The organism is Bradyrhizobium sp. LTSPM299, from assembly GCF_000938235.1.
Classification (GTDB): domain Bacteria; phylum Pseudomonadota; class Alphaproteobacteria; order Rhizobiales; family Xanthobacteraceae; genus Bradyrhizobium.
Map to the genome: position 1 here is coordinate 85,441 of NZ_JYMU01000081.1, position 20,947 is coordinate 106,387.

Annotated in this window: 18 protein-coding genes; 7 read left to right on the forward strand and 11 right to left on the reverse strand. The window is 62.1% G+C overall.

The annotated features are described in order from the left end of the window. Positions 1-88 precede the first annotated feature (88 nt). Positions 89-889, reverse strand: a complete 801-nt coding sequence (locus UP10_RS35250) for an FkbM family methyltransferase (RefSeq protein WP_082077434.1) — start codon at positions 887-889, stop codon at positions 89-91. Positions 890-991: 102 nt separating this feature from the next. On the opposite strand from UP10_RS35250, the gene UP10_RS35255 reads away from it, so the two are divergent. Beyond that, on the forward strand, positions 992-2,011 hold the full coding sequence (locus UP10_RS35255) for an NAD-dependent epimerase/dehydratase family protein (RefSeq protein WP_156180568.1): 1,020 nt from the start codon (positions 992-994) through the stop codon (positions 2,009-2,011). 85 nt (positions 2,012-2,096) lie between these two features. On the opposite strand, the gene UP10_RS35260 is transcribed toward UP10_RS35255, so the two are convergent. Both UP10_RS35260 and UP10_RS35265 read right to left on the reverse strand, forming a co-directional pair. After that, a complete protein-coding gene (locus tag UP10_RS35260) occupies positions 2,097-4,076 on the reverse strand; it encodes a hypothetical protein (RefSeq protein WP_156180570.1) in 1,980 nt (659 codons plus the stop codon). Positions 4,077-4,159: 83 nt separating this feature from the next. Next, the gene (locus tag UP10_RS35265) at positions 4,160-5,488 is read right to left on the reverse strand and encodes a lipopolysaccharide biosynthesis protein (protein ID WP_044591791.1); all 1,329 of its coding nucleotides are present in this window, start codon (positions 5,486-5,488) and stop codon (positions 4,160-4,162) included. A 159-nt stretch (positions 5,489-5,647) separates the two neighbouring features. Here UP10_RS35265 and UP10_RS44855 point away from each other — a divergent pair, with 159 nt between their 5' ends. The 5 genes from UP10_RS44855 to UP10_RS35290 are packed head-to-tail and all read left to right on the forward strand — an operon-like array spanning position 5,648 to position 11,142. Continuing rightward, the gene (locus UP10_RS44855) at positions 5,648-6,004 is read left to right on the forward strand and encodes a hypothetical protein (RefSeq protein ID WP_156180572.1); all 357 of its coding nucleotides are present in this window, start codon (positions 5,648-5,650) and stop codon (positions 6,002-6,004) included. Next, complete coding sequence (locus UP10_RS35275) at positions 6,001-7,698, forward strand: HAD-IIIC family phosphatase (RefSeq protein WP_050043957.1); 1,698 nt, start codon at positions 6,001-6,003, stop codon at positions 7,696-7,698. Before UP10_RS44855 ends, UP10_RS35275 begins: the two co-directional genes overlap by 4 nt. A 3-nt stretch (positions 7,699-7,701) precedes the next feature. Then, positions 7,702-8,733 (forward strand): hypothetical protein, encoded by a 1,032-nt coding sequence (locus tag UP10_RS35280; RefSeq protein ID WP_156180574.1) that lies wholly within the window; start codon positions 7,702-7,704, stop codon positions 8,731-8,733. A 9-nt stretch (positions 8,734-8,742) separates the two neighbouring features. Beyond that, entirely contained in the window at positions 8,743-10,140 is a 1,398-nt protein-coding gene (locus UP10_RS35285; RefSeq protein ID WP_044591794.1) for an SDR family NAD(P)-dependent oxidoreductase, read from the forward strand. 12 nt (positions 10,141-10,152) lie between these two features. After that, entirely contained in the window at positions 10,153-11,142 is a 990-nt protein-coding gene (locus tag UP10_RS35290) for a polysaccharide deacetylase family protein (RefSeq protein WP_044591795.1), read from the forward strand. 13 nt (positions 11,143-11,155) lie between these two features. Here UP10_RS35290 and UP10_RS35295 read toward each other — a convergent pair whose 3' ends face one another. From UP10_RS35295 to UP10_RS35305, 3 genes are all read right to left on the reverse strand, one after another. Continuing rightward, the gene (locus tag UP10_RS35295; RefSeq protein ID WP_156180576.1) at positions 11,156-12,442 is read right to left on the reverse strand and encodes a hypothetical protein; all 1,287 of its coding nucleotides are present in this window, start codon (positions 12,440-12,442) and stop codon (positions 11,156-11,158) included. Positions 12,443-12,528: 86 nt separating this feature from the next. Then, the gene (locus tag UP10_RS35300) at positions 12,529-13,758 is read right to left on the reverse strand and encodes a LegC family aminotransferase (protein ID WP_044591872.1); all 1,230 of its coding nucleotides are present in this window, start codon (positions 13,756-13,758) and stop codon (positions 12,529-12,531) included. Between the two features lie 5 nt (positions 13,759-13,763). After that, positions 13,764-14,762: an NAD-dependent 4,6-dehydratase LegB gene (locus UP10_RS35305; protein ID WP_044591797.1), complete on the reverse strand. Its 999-nt coding sequence runs from the start codon at positions 14,760-14,762 to the stop codon at positions 13,764-13,766. Positions 14,763-15,272: 510 nt separating this feature from the next. On the opposite strand from UP10_RS35305, the gene UP10_RS35310 reads away from it, so the two are divergent. Then, positions 15,273-16,613, forward strand: a complete 1,341-nt coding sequence (locus tag UP10_RS35310) for a hypothetical protein (RefSeq protein ID WP_245322095.1) — start codon at positions 15,273-15,275, stop codon at positions 16,611-16,613. Here UP10_RS35310 and UP10_RS35315 read toward each other — a convergent pair. From UP10_RS35315 to UP10_RS35335, 5 genes are read right to left on the reverse strand one after another with little or no spacing between them, the layout of a single operon-like run. After that, positions 16,580-17,767 (reverse strand): glycosyltransferase family 4 protein, encoded by a 1,188-nt coding sequence (locus tag UP10_RS35315; RefSeq protein ID WP_044591799.1) that lies wholly within the window; start codon positions 17,765-17,767, stop codon positions 16,580-16,582. The genes UP10_RS35310 and UP10_RS35315 overlap by 34 nt on opposite strands. Then, the gene (locus UP10_RS35320) at positions 17,764-18,693 is read right to left on the reverse strand and encodes an NAD-dependent epimerase/dehydratase family protein (protein ID WP_044591800.1); all 930 of its coding nucleotides are present in this window, start codon (positions 18,691-18,693) and stop codon (positions 17,764-17,766) included. Before UP10_RS35320 ends, UP10_RS35315 begins: the two co-directional genes overlap by 4 nt. A gap of 3 nt (positions 18,694-18,696) precedes the next feature. Next, positions 18,697-19,548, reverse strand: coding sequence for a class I SAM-dependent methyltransferase (locus UP10_RS35325; protein WP_044591801.1), 852 nt, complete (start codon positions 19,546-19,548; stop codon positions 18,697-18,699). Beyond that, on the reverse strand, positions 19,538-20,107 hold the full coding sequence (locus UP10_RS35330; protein WP_044591802.1) for an acyltransferase: 570 nt from the start codon (positions 20,105-20,107) through the stop codon (positions 19,538-19,540). The genes UP10_RS35325 and UP10_RS35330 overlap by 11 nt, the downstream gene beginning before the upstream one ends. Beyond that, a complete protein-coding gene (locus tag UP10_RS35335; protein ID WP_050043958.1) occupies positions 20,104-20,943 on the reverse strand; it encodes a methyltransferase domain-containing protein in 840 nt (279 codons plus the stop codon). Before UP10_RS35335 ends, UP10_RS35330 begins: the two co-directional genes overlap by 4 nt. Positions 20,944-20,947: the final 4 nt, after the last annotated feature.

The following is a 20,947-nucleotide window of genomic DNA, read 5'->3' on the forward strand; positions in this document are numbered from 1 at the left end:
GCTCTAGATCAATGCTTCCGGGAAACGCTGCCTCGCCATTTCGTCCTTCGTCCGGTTCGGGCGCGGCCGTCTGGCGGATCAACCGAGGTCAGGCATCGCGCCGCGGAAGCCTGCGCGACGTCTTGAGATAGTCCGTCATCTGCTCCGGCGTGAAAGTACCGGTCTTGCTGCGCAGGAGCGAGTCCTTGCGGACGAAGGCCAGATCGATTTGCGCCAGCGCGCCGTCCATCGAACGCATGTGGCCTTCCAGCACGTCATAGACCACAAAGCCCGCCTCATCGCAGAAACGTACGATCTCGGCGAATTCGGGGATACCGTGGCGCACCTGCATCATCGTGGTTTCCAGGATCATCACGTCGATCTCGACGATGCGCGAGCCCAGCCCCTTCAGCACTTCGAGTTCGGCGCCCTGGGTATCGACCTTGAGGAACACCGGATGCTCGAGCTTCTCCGGCAACAGCGAATCCAGCCGCCGCATCGGCGTCGGCCGCGCCTCGCCGTCGAGCACCTTGCCCTCGACCTGCGCGTACAAGCTCGATCCCGAGACGTCGTCGTGCACGTTGAAGGTGACCTCGCCGTTCTCGGCGCCGGCCGCGACCTGGAAATATTCGGCGTTGAGCCGCTGCTTCAGGCGCTCGAGGACCGGGAGGCATTCCGCGACCGGCTCGATCAGGAAATAGCGAGCGCGGGGAAACGCCCGGTAGATCGGCGGCGTGCCGAAGGCGATGCCGACATCGATCACGGTCTTCACGTCGAAGCCGAGCGACTTCAAGTGCTGAAAGAACAGACGGAAGTTCCGCACCGGCGCATTGGTGCGTATCAGGCGCAGCCCGATCAGCTCCAGGACGCTGTTGAGGGCCTGGAACACGGCAGAAACGAATGCCTTCATGAAGCGAGCGCCGGTTGAGTCTGAGCGGGTGACGGAAATCGCCGATCGCAATGCAGCCTTGCTTCCGAAGATTTCGCCGCAGTTTGCAATCGACTGTTTGGCTTGGTAAATCAGCCCGGCAAGCCAGTCAAGCGATCCCGCTTCCTGCTCAAAAACAGCCAAATCCGCATGAAAGTTCTTGTCACCGGCAGCTCCGGCTTTATCGGGCAGGCGCTCGCGCAACGATTGAAAGCCGAAGGTTGGGAGGTCCAGGGTCTCGACAAGCTCCCCGGTCCGTCGACGGATTTTGTCTGCGACATCCTCGATGCCAGACAATTGCAGGAGACCGTTCAAGCCTGCGCGCCCGATGCGCTGGTCCACTTGGCGGCCCGGATCGATATCGACGAGACAGCAGATGTCTCGGACTATCCCGCCAATGTCGAAGGCGTTCGAAATGTCATCGACGCAGTGCGCCGCACCCCCTCGATCAAACGGACCGCCTGGACCTCGTCGCAGCTGGTCTGTCGCGTCGATTACGCCCCAAAGAGCGACACCGACTACAATCCGGACTCATCCTACGGGCGCAGCAAGGTTCTGACCGAGCAGATCGTCCGCGAGCAGGACGGCGGAGGAACCCAGTGGTGCCTCGTACGCCCCACCACGGTTTGGGGACCGGGGATGAGCGCGCATTATCGACGCTTTCTGCGCATGATTCAGCGTGGTTATTATTTTCACATCGGACGCGAGCCGTTGCTGAAGTCGTTCAGCTACGTCGGAAATATTACCTATCAGTATCGGCAATTGCTGAAAGCCAGCCCGGAACAGATGCACCGCAAGACGTTCTATCTCGCCGACTATGAACCGCTCGATCTGGTCGCCTGGGGCGATGCATTTCAACGCGGCTTGCGAGCCCGGCCGATTCCCAGGATTCCCGTCCTTCTCGCGCGGGCAATGGCTCATTCCGGCGACGCGGCAATTGCGCTTGGGCTCAAGCAGTTTCCCCTGACCTCGCGCAGGCTCAAGAACATTCTGACCGAATACCAATTCGATCTGACGGCAACGGAAGCGATCTGCGGGCCGCTTCCCAGCACGTTCCAGCAGAGCGTCGACGAAACGGTCGAATGGTTTAGTAATCTGTCGTAGCCAGAGCCATTGCCGCGCGGTGGTCCGGACTCGCAAGTTCGTCACAGCGGCTCGCTCGCAGCGAATGATCGCTGCCGACTAATCCCTAACTATAGTTCCCTTGATCGCCTTGCTTCGAGAATCCGGTCAAAACGTCGACGACTAGCCCGACGAGGAGCATTGAGCCGAGCACCAATGCCGAATTGGCGATGCCGAGCGGACCCTGAACCGGGCTGAGAAGGATGCTCGCGAGAACAAAGACCAAAAGCAGCTGCGGCGTCATCAGGCGGGACCGTCTCGCTCCCGCCGCGCTCCAGCCCGCCACGCATCCCCAGACCAGGATGTAGACGACAGCGCCTCCGATTCCAAAATCGATGAAAGCGGCAAGCCAGACCGTCGGGAAGAAGCCGTAAGTGCCGGCGGATCGCTGCTCCGTCTCCATGGTGGCCACATGCAGGTTCTCCGGGGCAAACACCCGCAGCATCGGTGACAGCACGCCGACTTCATAGGCACCCCAGTGCCTGGAGAATTTGTCGCGCGCGTGCCAGCCGATATCGATCATCCGCACGCCGTGGGTCAGATAGAAGTAGGTGCTGAGGCCGATCATCGCAGCGCGCGCTGACAGATGGCTGGATTCGAGCGCTGACGTGACGTAGCTGCGCGGCTTCACGTTCCAGGCTTCCAGCATGATCGCAAGCACGGCATCGGCAGAGCTCACTTGCGACGCCTCTGGCGGCGCGGCCGTAGCCTCGGCCATCCGCTTGCTGAAATCAGTCGCGGTAATCACCTCCGTAGACTTCGGCGGGGTGGTGGCCGCACCGGCTTCGGTTGAAGGGGCAGCCGGCGCCGCCGGAGCCTCGACCGGGGCGGCCCTGGCCGGGGCCTCGGCCCGCTGCTCGCTTGAATGGGGCGCTGTGATCACCTCAGTCGACGTCGGCCGAGGGGCCGGACTGGCTTCTTCGGTTAAGGGTTGGGCCGGAACCGCAGGAGCCTCGACCGGGGTCTGGGCGACCTTGGCCGGGGCCTCAGCCCCCTGCTCGCTTGAATGAGGCGCCGTGATCACCTCGGCCGTTGTCGGCCGGGGGGCCGGAACCGCAGGAGCTTCGACCGGGGCCTGGGCGACCTTGGCCGGGGCCTCAGCCCCCTGCTCGCCTGAATGGGGCGCGGTGATCACCTCAGCCGTTGTCGGCCGGGGGGCCGGACTGGCTTCTTCGGTTGAGGGTTGAGCCGAAACTACGGGAGTCTCAACCGGGGCCGGGGCAACCTTGTCCGAAGCCTCAGCCGGCGCCGCAGCAGCCTCACGTTCTTTCTGTTTCTCCTCCAATGCGCGGATCAGCGGCGAAACCTGGGCGCAGAAATTCTGCCGGCTCGACCAGATCGAACTGGAATAGATCACGAACAATCCGACCACCACGATCGTCTTGAGAACCAGGTGGTGCCCAGCCGGCAAGGGCTGCCGTCCCTCGCTGATGCGGATCAGCATCGCAGCGACGAGCAGGACCAGGACCAGCAGGATCGGCATCCGACCCGAATAGAGCAGCGCGTACCCTACCGGAGAGACGACCGACAACTGCGCAAGCGCCGCCGCCCAGCCCCTGATGACTTCGCCTCTGAGCAAGAACAGAACCATCGAGACGAAGCCAAACGAGAACATCACGTAGCCGAGATACAAGAGCGGCGTCCGCTTGATCGCAACGGCATCGACGAGTCCCGGCGCACAGCGCAGCAGCTCGGAATAGCCGCTGTTGCTCACCCCGCTCAGCACGATACGATCAAGTGCGATGAAGCCGATTCCGGTGATGCCGATCAGCGAGGCCGCGACGACGACGCGATTCAGCGTCATCGAGGACGGCGCACGCATTTGCTCTTGGCGCGCGAACCAGTGTTCGAACAGGAAGCCGCCGCCACGATACGCCACGAGGAACAACAACAGACCGGTACCGACCACCGCCAGCACGACCAGCGACGGCTGTGCCGGATAATCGATCGGTCCAACGGCAACGAGGGCAAGCGCCGCACACCAGACCATCAAAATGAGAGTAGCGGGCGACGAGGTGCCACGAGCTAGCCGAATGAAACGCTGCATGTTGCCCCGTTCAAAAATAGCGCCGACAAGCGAGGGCTATGTAGCAAGGTCATTCCGACACCACAATGACGCACCGTGCGAACTCAGGGGTAGAGCATGTCCGGATCGGTGGGAAGGCCGACAGCGTCAGCTGCACTGCGTTCCCCACCATTCCCACTCACCTTGCGGAAGGCCAAGGCCATCAACGAGACGAACAGCACGGTGCTTGCAACACCGCCGGCCAGCGCCGCACCATAGATTCCGATCCGCGGAACCAGCAGCAGATTGAGCACGGTCGACACGACCGCGGAACCGAGATTGCAAAGCAGGAGGTATTTGTCCGATCGTGCGGCGTAGAGCGCATAGGAAGGAACGTCGGCCATCATGCGCAGGAAGATTCCCGGCAACATCGCGTGAAAAACCCAGATACTCGATGCATAGACGGACAATCCGAGCGCCGCGAGCATCGGCCTCATGACGAGGCCGGAAAAGATCATGGCGCCGGACGCCAGCGCCAGCATCGACCAGAAGAACGAGCGCAGTGCAGCGCGATAGGCCTGAGCGCCGGCCGCGTGTCCGGCAATGACCTTGGGCAGGAACTGGTGCGAGACAGATGCGCCGAGCGACAACATGCCGATCAGGATGGTCGAATAGAACGTATAGATGCCGAGCGCATCACGCCCGACGAATTCATTGATCACAAAGCGGTCGACATAGGAAATCACCAGTGCGCCGCCCGCGGTCAACATGAACGGTCGCGCGGTCCGCAAGCCCTGGCGAATCGCCCGCCAGTCGGGGCGACATTCACCGAGCCCCCGCCAGGGCAGGTCGGAGAGCGAGACGGCTGAAAAGCCAACTGCCGCCACGCCGCCGAGCGCCCACCAAGCCAGCACCGTTTCCAGCGTGCGGGTCGAAGGTGTTGTAAACATCAACAGCGCGATCGCATAGACCCAGATGCCGCCGCGCAGGAACACACCGACATAGGCGCGCACCGGCCGCGACGTGATGATCAGGATTCGCGTCGCCTCGAGTGACACGTGCTCGGTGACCAGAAGCAGGAGGAACCAAGGCGCCAGTCGGGCTGGAAAGACGCCAGCGAAGGTTGCGCCGCCAACGACAACGCCGATTGCCAGCAGCGCCCCGATGCAGAGCGCGATCTGGTCGACGATGATCCGGATTCGCCGCTCGGGCGTCGCCGGCACCATTTCACGCAATGTGTAGGAATAGAATTCGAGCCCGATCGCAAGCAGCGCGAAAGCCAGCACCGCGGTCAGGAGGCCGTATTCGCCCATCTCGGCCGGCGTCAGCATCCGCGCCAGCAAGAGCGAGAGCAAAAAGCGGCTTGCGAGCGTCAGCACGCGCAGGATCAGGGCCGACATGGTTCCGGCGACCGCGGGCCGCATCAGCAGGTCAACCAGACGGGACCGCTTCATGCTGTCAGCCCGCGCGACGGCAGGACGGAGACGGCCGCCACGACCGCCGGCCGTCTTGCAAAGTCGATCAGTTGCGCGTGCATCGATTCATCCCCGAGCGCCAGCTCGGGCGGATCATTCAGGAAGTGCGCCTTTACCGTGTTTCGGCGCGCGTGACAAATGGCGCGCGAAATCCTAAAATACCCACCTATCCGGACACTTAGGGAACACTGGCAAATGCCCCCCAATACGGGACAAATACTCGCTCTGGTCTATGGTTGCCTCGACGAGATCAACGACCTCAGGCCCCCGGAAGAAGCCATCGAAAAGCGCCCCGACGTAGTGTTGGTTGGCGAAGGCGGCAGCCTCGATTCGCTTGCGCTCACGATGCTGATTCTCAACCTCGAGCGCCAGGCCTCCAAAATGTCCGGCAAGGAGATCAGCCTGCTCGACGGGCGGGAGCTGGATGACAATCTGGCGCGGTTTTCGACGCCTGCCGCGCTCGCCGAGCTGGTTGGCGAGGCGGTCGGCACATGAGCAAATCCTGCAACGTATTGGTGGTGTCCGACTTCAATGCCGAGTTGGTCAGCAGATACATCTCCGCCGACCGCACACTGCCGGCATGCGCCGCGGCCAGCGCTCCGTACGGCCAGGTCTTCCAGATTCTTTCGAATGAGAGCGCGGCCCCCGATAGCGTTGCCCTGATCTGGACCCGTCCCGAAGGCGTCATCCCGGAATACGCCAAACTGCTGGCGGGGCATCAGAGCCAGATCGATCGCCTCGATGCGGAGGTCGATGCCTTCGCCGCGATGATCAAGCAGTTTGCAACGCGCTGCAGATATGTCTTTGTCGCGAGCTGGGTGCCGACCTTCCTTGATCGCGGCATGGGATTGTTGAATTGGGGCAAGCAAGGCGCGGCGCGCCAGCTCGCGCGCATGAACCTGCGGCTGGCCGAGCAGCTCGGTGAGGCTGCCGATGTTTTTATGCTCGATAGCCAGAGATGGATCGACGCATCCGACAGTCCGCGCGATCGCAAGTCGTGGTTTCTGACCAAGGCGCCATTCACGGAAAAGGTCTTCAAGGCCGCGGCCGCAGATGTGAAGTCCGCGCTGCGCACGGCTTCGGGCCAGAATCGCAAACTCGTCGTCGTCGACCTCGATGACACGATGTGGGGCGGCATCGTCGGTGACGACGGCTGGGAAAGCTTGCGGCTCGGCGGCCATGACCATATCGGCGAGGCCTATTCCGAATTCCAGAGCGTGCTCAAGACGCTCGTCAACCGTGGCATCGCCGTCGCGATTGTCAGCAAGAATGACGAGGCGGTGGCGCTTGAGGCGATCGCCAGGCATCCCGAAATGATTATTCGCAAGGATGACCTTGCAGGCTGGCGCATCAACTGGAAGGACAAGGCCCAGAACATCGCCGAGCTCGTTCAGGAGCTCAATCTCGGCCTGCAATCCGTCGTGTTCATCGATGACAACCCGGTCGAGCGCGGCCGGGTGTGCGAGGCCCTGCCGGAGGTCCTGGTACCGGAATGGCCGACCGATCCGTCGAAATATGCCGATGCACTGCGTCAACTCGATTGCTTCGATCGATCGTCGATCACATCCGAGGATCGCGAGCGCACGCGAATGTACGTTCAGGAGCGTGAAAGGCGCGAACACCTCAACGTCGCCTCCTCACTCGCCGACTGGCACGCCTCCCTGGAGGTTCGTGTCCACGCAAGCCCGGTCTCCGCGTCGAATGTGAAGCGCATCGTCCAATTGATGAACAAGACCAATCAGCTCAACCTTCGCACGCGACGTACGACGGAAAAGGAGCTGGTTCAGTGGCTCGGAGACGGAAAGAACCGCAACCTTGTGGCAGTCACCGTCTCCGATCGATTCGGCGACCTGGGACTGACTGGAATCGTCAGTTGGGAACAGGCCGGCGCGGCAATCGAAATCGTGGACTATGTCCTGAGTTGCCGCGCCATGGGCCGGCAGATCGAGGAACTCATGGTTCATCTTGCGGTGCAGGCCGCTTCGCACGCCGCCTGCGATACCGTGATCGCACGTTTCGTTCCGACCGCAAAGAACCGCCCGTGCCTGGAGTTCTGGCAAAACTCCGGCTTTACGGATGCCGGGGACAACATCTTCCTGTGGAAGACCGCGATCGACTATCCGAAGCCTCCCTTCATCGCGCTGGAGCGGGACGTCGAGCAGGCCGGGCAATTGGCCCCGGCGATCTGACCGATGGGTATTGCTCTCGACCTGTGCAGGCTTGAAGATCGACAAGATCTGATGGACTTCATCCGCGACCACTGGAGCGCAAACCACGTGCTGGCGCGCAGCGAAGCGCTGATGGACTGGCAGCACCGGGACGAGGCAAACCGGCGCTATAATTTCATCGCCGCACGCGACGATGAAAAACGAATTGTCGGCATTCTCGGATTCATCCTGGCGAGCCGCTACGACCCCGCGCTGGCAGGCGATGCCGATACATTGTGGCTGACGACGTGGAAAGTTCGTCCGGATTTCGCCCACGGCCTCGGGCTGCTGCTGCTGCGCAAGCTCGACAGCCTGATGGCACCCAAATGGATCGGCACCGTCGGCCTTAACCTCGCAACCAAAGGCATCTACCAGGCGCTGGGATATCACGTCGACATGCTGTCGCGGCACTACATGCTGAACAGCGCCATCGACAACTACAGACTGGCTACAGTTCCAGCGGAATCGGCTGGCAACGCGGATTTCAGCTCGGGTGCGGCGTTCACCTCGCTGGATCCGAGCAATTATTGGGCTGCGACCGAGGATCTCAGTCTCGATGCGAGCCCTCAAGTCCCGCGAAAGACTCGTGCCTTTATCCACGGCCGCTACCTCTCGCATCCGTTCTATCACTATCGCGCACTCCTGGTGGTCGATGGACCGGATGCCGCGATCTGCATATTGCGGACGTGCGAAGCCGAAGGCGCGAGCGCATTCCGGATGGTGGATTTCCTTGGCTCCGGTGCAGCCTTGCGCAGAGCCGGCTCGGGCTTTCAGGACCTCCTGCGCAGCAGCGGCGCCGAATATATCGATTTCTTCTGTAGCGGGCTCCAGCCCGAACTCGCCGCGGCGGGATTTCTGACGCTGCCGCCCGCCAAGGACGCAAAGATCGTGCTGCCGGGCTATTTCGAGCCCTTCGAGCGCTCGAATGTCGAACTCGCCTTTTCGTTGCGCGGTCCGGGGGATCTGCGCATCGTCTGCAAGGGCGACGCCGACCAAGACCGCCCCAACCTGCTGTAGGATCAAGCCATGGCGGCCTCCACACGAAGGTTCGAGATCGACGACCAGCGCTGGTTTGCGGCCGCCTCCGGCGACCACAATCCAATCCATGTCGATCCACAGTGGGCGGCGACGCATTTTCCCGGAGCGCTGGTCGTGCACGGCATGCACGTCCTGCTTTGGGCGCTGGACGACTTTGCTTCGAAACGGCCGGGCATACCGTTTGCCGCGATCGACGCGACATTCGTCAAGCCGATCGTGGTTGGCGACGAGGTCGTGGCAACCGCTTCCGATGACGGCAAGCTGATACGCGTCACGGTGCGGCACGAAATCGCCATGGTGGCTCGTATCGAGCTCGGCGAGATCACCGTTGCCCGCACGTCGCGTTTTCAGGCCGGCCCCGCGCTGACCGCGCCCCGCGCACATGCGCCTGCAGAGTTCTCGGGCCTGGCCGGAGTCATCGAGCTTCCCGGGAGTGCGGCCTCTCTCCCTGCACGCTTCGGCGCGCTGGGATCCGCACTCGGCGTCGACCGCCTGATTGGCCTTACAGCAATCTCGACCCTGGTCGGAATGGAGATCCCTGGTCTTCGCAGCATGCTGTCGAAAGTTTCCATCAAGGGCGTGCCGCCGCAAACCGGAGTGCTCGCTTTCGGAGTCAACAAGTTCCACGACGCCATGAGTCTCGTCGAAATCGACGTTCGGGGCCTGGGAATCAGTGGAACCGTGTCGGCTTTTGCGGGACGCGAACCGCCTGCCGCGGCCACGGACGAAATCCTGCGCAACATGGTTGCGCCGACCGAGTTCAGTGGACAGCGGCCGCTTGTGATCGGCGCGGCAAGCGGACTTGGCGCTGCGACGGCAAGGTTACTTGCGGCCGGTGGCGCCGACCCCGTGTTGACCTGGCATGCATCGAACCTCGACGAGACGCTGCGAGGCGTTCGCGAGCTCGGTGCCAGCGGCCGGGCCGTAAAGCTCGACGCGACCTCGCCGTCCTCCGGGCTGGCCGAGCTGGCTGCCTCGGGTTGGGACGGCGGCCAGCTGTATTATTTCGCCGCGCCGCGTATTTTCCGCCGTCGTATCGAACTCTACCAGGCTGGAGACTTCCGTGATTTCGTGGCGGTTTTTGTCGATGGCTTCTATGACATCGTCCGCCAGCTCCCCGCCGGGACACGCGGCAAGTTGACGGTCTTCTATCCGTCGACGGTCGCGATCGACGAGGCGGCGTCGGACCTGCTTGAGTATTCCTGTGCGAAAGCAATGGGTGAGCAGCTCTGCGCCCGGATGGAAAAGAACAATCCACGCCTGAAGATCATCGTCGCGCGGCTCCCGCGGATCACGACCAGGCAGACCGAAACGTTCCTGAAGGTGAAGGCGGAAGCGGCGGAATCCGTCATGCTGCCACTCGTTCGGGCAGTGCAATCGGCGTGAGTGGGGGGGAAGATGGACGGGCCGGCAGCGAAGCTGACAATTGTCATGTACCACTATGTGCGCCCGCTCAAACGCACGCGCTTCCCCGGAATCAAGGGCCTTGATCTCGATCTGTTCGAGGAGCAACTCGGCTATCTTGAGCGATACTATTCGCTGATCACGATGGAGCAACTCATCGACGCTATTGACGGCGTCGGAGAGCTTCCGCCCCGGTCCGCGCTGCTGACCTTCGATGACGGTTACCTCGATCACTACACCTACGTGTTCCCCAAGCTTGCGGAGCGCAAATTCCAGGGCTCGTTCTTTCCGCCGGCATGCTCCGCGATCGACGGCAAGGTGCTGGACGTCAACAAGATCCATTTTACCTTGGCCTCGGACGTCGACCCTGACGATCTTGTCGCCATGATCGAAAAGACCTGCCAGGAACGCGCCCGGGAATTTGGCCTGCACGCACTTGAGCATTACCGCGAGAATTACATGGTCGGGAATTTTCTCGATCCGGCCGGCGTCAACTACGTCAAGCTGATGTTACAGCACGCGCTGCCGCTCGCGCTGCGTCGCGAGCTTATCGATCAGCTGTTTCGGCGCTACGTCACATCCGACGAGCCGGCGTTCGCAAGCGAGCTCTACGCCACGGTGGAGCAGTTGCGTCTGATGCGAAGCTGCGGAATGCACATCGGTTCGCACGGCAATTTGCACCAATGGCTGGGCCATCTGTCCAGGGAGGAGCAGGAGATGGACATCGACGGCTCGCTGGCGCTGCTCGACGCGGTCGGCACCGCTCCTGCCTATCGCAGCATGTGCTATCCCTACGGCAGCTACAATGCCGATACCGTCAGCGCGATCTCGTCGAGGGGATTCAAGCTTGCGCTCACGACCGAGGTCGCGCTTTCGGAGACGAGCGCGGCGGCCCGCTTCCACCTTCCGCGTCTCGACACCAATCACCTGCCTAAGCAGGCGTGTGCACCAGCAAATCAATGGACCTTGGCGGCCGAATCATGATCCGGAGCCGAGATCAACGCTTCATGAACTGGGGCAGATAGCGATTGAAGGCTCGAACCAGCGAATTCGTGCTCTCCCACGCCAACTCGTCATTGGGATCGAAATCCTTCCAGGTGAAGTAGTTCCCGGCAGCGCCGGCGCTCGCCAATTTCCTGACGATCTGGCGTCGCGCCGCATCAAGATCGTCCGGCCGCCGCCACTGCGCTATGCGATCGACAATGCCGTCGATCTCGTCAAACTCGCGCACCTGGAGAAAATACTCGTCAGTTGCGTAATAGGGTTCGGTGACGATCGAACAAAGCCCCGTCAGCGCTGCCTGGAAACCGATGGTGCCGGTGAAGGTGACGGACACTTCGCACTGATCGAGCAGGAAGTTCGCCGACACGTCATACGGCACGCAGGTCACGTAGGAAAGCTTTGACAGCCGCTCGAACAGCTCACGCTGGCGGAAGCCGAATTGGAGCGGATGATCCTTGACGAAGATGTGATAGCCGGCCTCGCCCAAGACCTCGCAGTAGCGGACGATCACATCATCATGCCGCAGCATGTCGTAGGATTTCAGCCAATAGTCCAGCGACGCTTCCGGGAAGAGTTGCAAACCACAAAACACACGGCGCTCCTTCGGCACCGCATCCAGCCGTTCCCGCCAATCCTTGCGCAGCAGATCCAGCACGACGACGTCACGCGGTCTGACCTTATGCTTCAGGCGCTTCAGCGCATCGATGTAATGAACATTGTACCGATCGCGCCGGACGTAGCGCCACACGTTGAAAAAAGCTCCGCGCAGCGCAAAATACCCAAAAACCTTCCAGAACCTTTTCTTGGAGAAGTCTCTGGCATTCTTGACATAGACTGGAGCAAAGTCTCCCGAACACAGGGCGTCCGTTGCCTGGCTCAGCTCTTCCGCAGAGGGCTCCTTGAGCGGAACAAGACGACCTCGGCGGTGAAAGAAAATCTGATCCGGGATGATCGAGGCCGTCATCTCGATAAAATCGATGCCGCGCGCGCGCCCGACACGATCCATCACGTCCATCACGTACCGGTCCATCGTGAAGGTCAGTACCAGCCGCGGATCGAGACGGTCGAAGGCGAGTTCGACGGCCTGCGTCATCCCGCCAATCATTCTCAGGGCGAGATCGCGCTTCAGGCTGCGAAGCGATCGGCAGCGCAGAATGATGTCGGCGCAGCCGGCTTCGCCAAATCGCTCAAGTGCAACCTCGGCTGGATCGCCGGCCCGCAGGAAACGATAGAAGTCATCGACGAGGGAATAATCACCCTCGCCGCGCAAATCGCTCAGCACCGTGACATCAGCGAAATCGATCCGCGACGCCAGAAACCTCCACCATGCCGTGGTGCGGTGAATCGTGAAAAAGACGATCCGGGGCATCAGATCTTGTTCGCGCTTTCTTCGCCGCCGGCGGCAAGGAATGGACTGCTCGGCAGGTTGATGCAGCGCGTATACATGTCCTCAGCGACGTCAAGCGGCGAACGCGGACAATCCCGGTACATCGGAAGCATGTGCATCGGCGTCCACAGCGGCCGCGCCTTGATGCCGTTGCCATGCAGCGCCGACAGCAGCCCGTCGCGGTCGCCGGCACATTCACGGTCGAGCACCAGCGTATTCAGCCAGTAATTGCTCTGCGCGCCCTTCGGCTCGCGATAGGCGCGCGCGCCAGGAAACTGGCTGAAGGCCTGCAGGTAACGCTCGGCAAGCTCCCGCTTGGCAGCGACCATCGCGGGCAGCCGCTCCATCTGCCCGCAGCCCAGCGCCGCGTTGATATTGGGCAGGCGGTAGTTATAGGCCACCTCGTCATGATCGAACGCCCAGGCATGCGTCTTCTTCGCAGTCGAGGTGAAGTGTCGCGCGTGACGGGCATGATTGTCGTCGTTGGTCAGGATCATGCCGCCACCGCCGGTGGTGACGATCTTGTTGCCGTTGAAGCTGAGCACGGCGGAGTGACCGAAGGTGCCACAGCCCTGCCCGTTCAAGGTTGAGCCGAGCGATTCGGTGGCGTCCTCGACGACCACCAAATCGTATTTCGCGGCCACCGCTCCCAGCGCCGCCATGTCGACCGGGTGGCCGAAGATATGGACGGGAACCACCGCGCGAAGCCGGCGGCCGGTCTGCTTGTTGATCCAGCCGCCATTTCGGTGCTCCGTGATCTCCGCAAGGTGCCTGTCGAGGGCCGCGGGATCGATTCCAAGCGTATCCCAGGTCGAATCGACGAAATGCGGGATGGCACCGGTGTGGCTGACGGCATTCGCCGTCGCGACGAAGGTGATCGCAGGCAGCAGCACCTCATCGTTGGGCTGCACGCCCTCGAGCACCAGCGCGGCGTGAAGAGCGGCGGTGCCGTTGACGATCGCCACCGCATGTCGGGCGCCCGTCGCCTCCGCGACCATTTGCTCGAAGCGGGTCACATACTGGCCGGCGGAGGACACCCAGTTGGTATCGATACAATCGAGCACAAACTGACGCTCGCGCTCGCCGAACCTCGGCTCATGCAGCTCTACCGGGCGCGGCTGCGCGCCGAGAACGGCATCGACGGCATCGAGAACCGACTGCAGGTCGAGTGCTGCGCCGACATGGCTGGCTTGCGCGGACAAAATACTCATCAGGGTCACAACGTGTAAGCGTTGGCGCGATAGCGCGACAGGTTCTCCTGCCTGGTGAACCAGGCGATGGTCTGTTCGAGGCCCTTGCGCAGCCCTTCAAGGCCGCCAAAGCGCGGCGACCAGCCGAGCAACCTCGCCGCCTTGGCGTTATCGGCCCACAGCCGTTCCACCTCGCTTCGGTCGGGGCGGACGCGGACGTCGTCCTGCTCGATCTCGATCTCGGCCCCCATCAGCTCGGCGATCAGGCGCGCAGTGTCGCCGATCGATATCTCGAAGCCGCTGCCGATATTGATGACCTCGCCGATACCGGCCCTGGTCTCCAGCGCAGCCAGGAAGCCGCCGGCCGTGTCGGCGACATAGTTGAAATCGCGGGTCGGGTGGACGCTACCAAGCTTGATGCGGCGCTGGCCGGCCGCGATCTGGGTGATAATGGTCGGAATCACCGCACGGGCGGACTGCCGAGGACCATAGGTGTTAAACGGCCGTATGACCGTCACCGGCGTGCCGAAAGACCGCTCGAATGACAGCGCCAGCTGGTCCGCGCCGATCTTGGTCGCCGAATAAGGCGATTGCCCTTGCAGTGGATGCTCCTCGGTGATCGGAACGAACTGCGCGGTGCCATAGACTTCGCTGGTCGAGGTGTGCACGACATGGCCGACATCGAGATCGCGCGCCGCCTGCAGCACATTCAGCGTACCGCGAATATTCGTATCGAGATACGTATCCGGCGAGTGGTATGAGTAGGGTATGGCAATGAGCGCCGCGAGGTGAAGGACGGCATCGCACCCCTTCATTGCGGTTCGTAACCCATTTGGGTCACAAATGTTGCCCGCAAATACCTCAATCTTGTCGAGCACGTCGCTGGACACGGAATCCAGCCAACCGTACGATCCCATGCTATTGTAGTGCACGAAGGCGCGCACGCTGAACTGTCTGCGGACCAATTCTTCAGCAAGATGAGAACCGATGAAGCCACCCGCGCCCGTCAGCAATACCTTTTGCAAGCCGAATCTCCTTGAGCCGTCTCCTAGAGCCGTCTCCTAGAACGCCGACACCCACCGGCACTCCCGCCGCTTCTAAACACTCCGGTGCCGCGAGACTAGATGGAAAGTGCCGAAGGGCGACCGAACCCTGCGACAGGCTGTTTGGCCTCGCTTTATGGTTGCACGAAATTCGAATAAGGCATTGAATTACTTTAGTAATCTTGATGGCAGCAGAATCCCGGATCAAGCTGCCGTTCCGGCCAGTCTAATTTGTCGAGGCAATTGGCTTCGTACATACCCCGTGCTCGCCCGTTCTCTCCGGAGCGCCATAACGGAGCGACGACCGGTTTGCGGGAGCGCCTGTTCGGGGCATATGGAACAGCCTCGGGGGCTTAAAGCCTGATGGAACAACGGATCCTGGCACGCACCCCAGTGGCGCGCATTCACGAGCAACAGCAACAGAAGTTGTACGGGCCATTTGAATGGGGTATCGGACGACGCGTTACTGCCAAGCCTTGCTGGAGACGTTAAGTGGGTTGGATCGGTCTCGACCGGATGCCGGAACGTTACAGACTACCGGTCCTGATTTACCTTCATGTCGCGACGATCTGCCTGTCGCTTGCCTGCGTCGCGTATCTTTACTCGGATTATCATATCTTCTTCCGGCGCGATGGCCTGTTATCCGCGATCGTCGTCGCCGCGGCCTTCTCGACGGTTGCGAGTCTCTTCGTCTATGCCGAATTCAGCTTCGGTTACTTCGCAGGATTTTATCTCTTTACGATGATTGCTGGCTATCTCTGGCTCAATCAGTTCTCGGAGTCCATCTACAATCATGCATTGAGCGGACTCTCCGCGGCGGCGTCGGCCGTCGCATTTCTCCTGCCTGCGCTGTTCATTCGATCGCGTCTGCCGCAATACTGGACCCTCTCGCCAAAGGCGCTCGACCGCCTCGTTGACGTCATTCTTGTGCTCGGCGCGGTGGTGGTATCCGTCGGTGCAACGTATGACTTCCAGCTGGTTTCCGTCGAGCACATCTACGACTACCGCGAGTCGCTCCGCTCCCCCAGGGCCCTGAACTATCTTATGGGGATCATGAGCGGGGCCCTGCTGCCCTTCGCCTTTGCATGCTGCGTCGAGCTCAAGAAGAATAGGCGAGCGATGGTCGCGCTCCTGCTCCTTCTCGCTTTCTATCCGGTCACGGTGAGCAAGTTGGCACTCCTGACGTCCGCGTGGCTAGTCGTGATGACCATCCTTTCAAGGGTCTTCGAACTCAGGATTGCCGTCGTCGTCTCGCTGCTCGCGCCGCTCACGGTTGGGCTGTTGCTGTTCGCACTGTTCGAGTTCGGGTGGGCCTCGTACCAGATAGCGATCCCCTATTTCGGATTGGTCAATTTCAGGATGATTGCGATCCCGTCGCTGGCTATGGACTACTACAACGACTTTTTCTTCAAGCATGACCTGACTTATTACTGTCAGATCGGGCTGTTCAAGCCGCTGATGTCCTGCCCGTATGACGAGCCGCTCTCGGTCGTCATCTACAAGGCATTTGGAATCGGCGGCTACTTCAATGCATCGCTGTTCGCGACCGAGGGCGTTGCGTCGATCGGGGCGCTGTTCGCTCCCGTCGCGGCGCTCGCCTGCGGACTAGTCATCGGTTTGGCGAACCGGGCATCGGCAAACCTCCCGCCCCGCTTTGTCATGGTCTCCGGAGCCGTGCTGGTCCAGCTGCTGCTCAACGTCCCCTTCACGACCGTGCTGCTGACCCACGGCGCGATCCTCTTGTTCCTGCTCTGGTACATAACGCCGCTCACCACAGCGGAGCGTTCGTCCGACGAGGGCTATCCCGCCCCGGGCCTGCCAACATCCCGCTGAACGGCCCGCTGCATGGTGGCCGCAAAGCTGGCCGCGAATGCGCTGACATTGTCGTCCTGATGCGGGACAATATTGCGAACGACAGGCGTGCCGGTCTGCTGTGACATCTGCACAAGATGGTCCGCCAGCGCGACCGGATCATCAACGCCGAAATACCGCGCAGCTCCCGCGGTCTGCTCACGGTGCACGCCGATATCAGACAGGATCATCGGAACACCGAACGATTTTGCCTCCTCCACGGTCGAGCTCCATCCCTCGAAGCGCGACGGGTTGACCATTGCGGTTGCGGCCCGCAACAGCGCGTAGACATGGGGAAAGGGAATGATGCCTACATGGCGGAAATGCGTCTCGAGACCGCGCTTGCATATATCGGCATTGATCTGATCGTAATAGCCTGGCTCGCGCCGATCCTCCGTGCTGCCGGATGCGCAGACCACAACGTCGACGCCGCGGTCTTTTAGGATCGCCAGGGCGTCGACGACCAACTGGTGGTTCTTGTGGCGATAGAACTGATTGGGCAGATAAAAATAGTTTTGCGGCAGGCCATAGCCAGCAATGACTTGCGCCGGATCCGCGTTCAGGAAGGCGAGTTGCGGCTGGGTTGCGAAGCGGACCACGCTGACGTCGTTTTTGACCCGTGGATAATAGGTCCTGAAATCGTCGAGTGCGCTTTCGCTGCTCAGCATGATGGTCCGGCGTCCTGCGATCTGCATGCGGAAGCCGAACTCGCGCCGCCAGCGCGCCGCTCTTGGAAACAGATGAGGCAAAGATCGATGTTGTAGATCGGGGATCCAGGCGATCGCCGGGATCGGCAGCCGCCAGCCGAAGAAACGCGCCGACTCGACGACCGCATCGATCCGCGCGGCCCGAAACGTCGCGTTGGCTTCGCGCGCCAGGCCGAGGGTGAGTGCCTTAGCTAGTTCGGGCTGGCCTTCGAAGGCATCCGATCGAACGATCTCAACGCCGGGAATCGCGGCAAGCTCGGCGAGTTCACGCGCGTCGCCGCCGTTGCCGGCAAACACGACAGGAGCGAACTCGCCGGGCCGGAACCGGGCCAGCGCCGCGAACAGATTGCTCTGATAATTGTACCCGCCGGCCCAAAGGGTGCGCGAGATGTAGTTGAACGCGATGCGCATCGGAGCTTGTGGTGTCATAAGGCCTGCTGCTTGAACCACGCCACATAGTCGACAAGGCCACTGTCGAGGGGAATCCTCCAATCGAACCCGATGCGGCGCAGGCTCTCGTCGTCGGCCAACAGGCTCACCGGATCTCCAGCCCTGCCGATCCCGGAGTATCGCACGACAGTGTCGCCGCCCCACTGCCTGATCAGACCGTCCGCGACGTCGGCGACGCTCGTTCCTCGACCTGAACCACCATTGATGACACGGAATGCGTCCTGCGACGCTGGTTCCGCGACGCCGGCAAGCAATCTTGCGACATCACGAACATCGGTCCAATCCCGGATCTCCCGCCCTGTTCCGCCGAGATTCAGCGACGGCACCTGCGCCTTCAGCCGCGAGCAGATGTCCCACAGCAGCTGTTTGCGAAGGTTGGGTCCGTAGACCGAGAACAGCCGCACGACAGTGCACCGGATGCCGAACGAGTGGGCGTAGCTCAGGCACAATTGCTCCATCATGAGCTTGTGCTGGCCATAGGGCGACATCGGAGCCGGCACCGCACTCTCCGGGATCGAACCGGAATGGTCGGCCCCGTAGACCGCCGCGCTAGACGCTGCGACGAGCGAGCAGTTCGGCGCGAACCCGCGCAACCATTCGAGCAGCCGGGCGGTGCTCGCGACGGTGCGGGAGAAATCCTCGAACGGCCGCTCGATCGACAGGCCCACCGACGACCCGCCGGCCAGATGGAACACCAGCGACGGCAGCCCATGCGCGGCCGCAAGCGCATTCAGATTGGCTGCGTCGATCTCGCCGTTGATCCAGCTCTGCAACCCGAGACGACGCGCTTCGGCGTCATCGAGCGCCCCGTGGCCGACGCCATGGACCGCGTGGCCCGCACCGGCCAATTCACGGACGAGATGTCGGCCAATGAACCCGTTCGCACCGGTGACCCAGATCGCCATGGCTCAAGCCTTGTGACAGACGAACGAATAGAGCCGGCCCGGCCGATGGTCGTACCGTTCGGCAATCGACAGCAGTGAGGCAAACAACGCGCGCGACGCGAATGCGACCCGCCACAGCGGACCGGCCGGAATCCGCCGTGACAGCTTCGCCACCAAAGCGGTGCGCAGCGTCTCCGGCGTATAGGGGAACAAATTGATCGGACTTTGCAGCGGCGCCAGTGTGTCGATCGCGGAAAACCCGGCGGCCGTCAGCGCGCCGGTGTAGCGATCGAGCAGGAAGGCGTGTTCGCCGCCGTAAAGGTGATGCAGTGGATGCTGCGCGAGGAATTGCGGCAGATCGGCTTCCTTGCTGATGACGTGCTCGCGCGCCGCGATCAGCACGCCGCCGGGTCGCAGCACGCGGAACATCTCAAGGCACGCGCTTTCGAGGTCGCGCGTGTGATGCAGCACGGCGCGGGCAAAGACGACATCGAACGCAGCGTCGGCAAATGGCAACCGCTCGGAAAATTCCTCGACCACCTGGATCGGCAGCTGCACCTGCGCCGCCAGCTCGCGGATCGCCGCCGCTCCCACGATTGCGCTTGCGTCCGGCTCGAGCGCGGTCACAGCAAAGCCGCTCCGGGCGAGCGCGTAGCTGGCAATGCCGCGCCCGGCGCCGACGTCGAGCGCCGTGCCGGACCGCCCGGCGAGCAGCGACGTGACCGCCTGCCATTCGGTGCTCTGAAAATAGCGCTCAGCGGCCCCGATCAGCGGATCGTCGTAGAACGCGTCGAGCACGAGCTGATGCTGGTCCGGCTGATGGCGCAGCCAAACCACGGCATCCTCCCAGCTCGTGAACTTGCGCTCATCGTTCATCGGGCGCGAGCTCCCTCACCAGCACGGCCGGATTGCCCGCCACGATCGAAAAGGCCGGGACGTCCTTGGTCACCACCGCGCCGGCCGCAACGATGGCGCCCTGCCCGACCGTCACGCCGCGCAGCACCATCGCGCCTGCGCCGATCCAGGCATCATCACAGATTCGGACCGGGCTCTCGTCAAGCGAGATGTCGGACGGATGACCGCGCGCGAAGATCTCCCGGACTTGCCGGTGCCGTTCCGCGGCGCGCAGCGGATGCGTCAGATTGTCGAACACATTCGCCGAATGCGAGATCAGGACGCGGTTTCCGATCTCGATCGAGGCCGCCGACCAGATCCGGGTCCCCTCGCCGACATAGCACCATTCGCCGATCCTGATCTCGCCGCCATGCGCAAATGTCAGCAGCTCACCCAGGATGCGGCTGTTGCGGCCGACGACGATCTTGTCCGCATCGCCACGGATATTCCTGATCCGGGCATGGCGGCCGAGCGCCGCGTCTGCCTCCAGGCGGCAGGTCGCGCGGCCGATCAGGCGCTGGATCAGGTAATCGAGATTCATGCCGTCAACTGCAGGCAGGCCACGGCGCGTGAGGACGCCGCGAGGTCATCGCCCCGTCCCTTCCCGCTATGGATGTCGTGGACGCTGGCATCGGCAAGTGCGGCTGCGCTCTGGCGCGACCAGCCGTTCCGCGTATAGCCGAAATAGTCGACATGCGACGATGTCGGCCCGAACGCCTCGATGATCCGTTCGACCAAGGCAAGATCGAACACCTGATACCAGCCGAGATTGTCACGCTTGCCGAATGGCACCGAGATGAAGCAAACGCCCCCGGGCTTGAGAATGCGCCTGAACTCCTTCACCGCCGGAACAAAGCCCTCGCGGTCAGTCTCCGCGTCCTGGGGATCGCCGGTGTAGAGCATCTGATTGTCGAGGCCGATGTGCTCGATCGTCGACATGCTGGCGATCGTGTCGAAGACGTGATCGCCGAACATCGTCTTCCTGAGATCGCCGAACACATAGGAATAGCCATCGCGCCAGTAGCACCTTCGCTCGGGTGCCAGGGTCATGATGGTGAGGTCCGCGCCGCGCAACGGCGCGCGCTGTAGCAGGAAGTCGTGGTTGAAGGTCGATCCCGCGTCGAGCATCTTGCCGACCTTGTTCAGTCGGGCATACACCCACGGATACTCCACGACCCGTTCGTCCATCGCGATGCCGTAGCCGTGCGGCAGCTCGCGTCCCGCCTTAAGCAGGCCCGCATCGATCGCCGCGGTGATGGTGTCGCGCTTGACGGTCTGGTAGCCCGGGCCGAACGGCCGCGGTCGCAGCCTGAACAGCGGCACGGCCAGCCCGTCGGCCGCCCATTTCAGCTGATGGATCAAGTCACCCGCAGACATCATC

Excerpts from the sequence above, each read along its gene's own strand:
- UP10_RS35315 (WP_044591799.1), bottom strand. The coding sequence starts at position 17,767 with ATGACACCACAAGCTCCGATGCGCATCGCGTTCAACTACATCTCGCGC.
- UP10_RS35300 (WP_044591872.1), bottom strand. The coding sequence starts at position 13,758 with ATGAGTATTTTGTCCGCGCAAGCCAGCCATGTCGGCGCAGCACTCGAC.
- UP10_RS35260 (WP_156180570.1), bottom strand. The coding sequence starts at position 4,076 with ATGCAGCGTTTCATTCGGCTAGCTCGTGGCACCTCGTCGCCCGCTACT.
- UP10_RS35325 (WP_044591801.1), bottom strand. The coding sequence starts at position 19,548 with ATGAACGATGAGCGCAAGTTCACGAGCTGGGAGGATGCCGTGGTTTGG.
- UP10_RS35290 (WP_044591795.1), top strand. The coding sequence starts at position 10,153 with ATGGACGGGCCGGCAGCGAAGCTGACAATTGTCATGTACCACTATGTG.
- UP10_RS35285 (WP_044591794.1), top strand. The coding sequence starts at position 8,743 with ATGGCGGCCTCCACACGAAGGTTCGAGATCGACGACCAGCGCTGGTTT.
- UP10_RS35330 (WP_044591802.1), bottom strand. The coding sequence starts at position 20,107 with ATGAATCTCGATTACCTGATCCAGCGCCTGATCGGCCGCGCGACCTGC.
- UP10_RS44855 (WP_156180572.1), top strand. The coding sequence starts at position 5,648 with ATGGCGCGCGAAATCCTAAAATACCCACCTATCCGGACACTTAGGGAA.
- UP10_RS35265 (WP_044591791.1), bottom strand. The coding sequence starts at position 5,488 with ATGAAGCGGTCCCGTCTGGTTGACCTGCTGATGCGGCCCGCGGTCGCC.
- UP10_RS35280 (WP_156180574.1), top strand. The coding sequence starts at position 7,702 with ATGGGTATTGCTCTCGACCTGTGCAGGCTTGAAGATCGACAAGATCTG.
- UP10_RS35335 (WP_050043958.1), bottom strand. The coding sequence starts at position 20,943 with ATGTCTGCGGGTGACTTGATCCATCAGCTGAAATGGGCGGCCGACGGG.
- UP10_RS35250 (WP_082077434.1), bottom strand. The coding sequence starts at position 889 with ATGAAGGCATTCGTTTCTGCCGTGTTCCAGGCCCTCAACAGCGTCCTG.
- UP10_RS35275 (WP_050043957.1), top strand. The coding sequence starts at position 6,001 with ATGAGCAAATCCTGCAACGTATTGGTGGTGTCCGACTTCAATGCCGAG.
- UP10_RS35320 (WP_044591800.1), bottom strand. The coding sequence starts at position 18,693 with ATGGCGATCTGGGTCACCGGTGCGAACGGGTTCATTGGCCGACATCTC.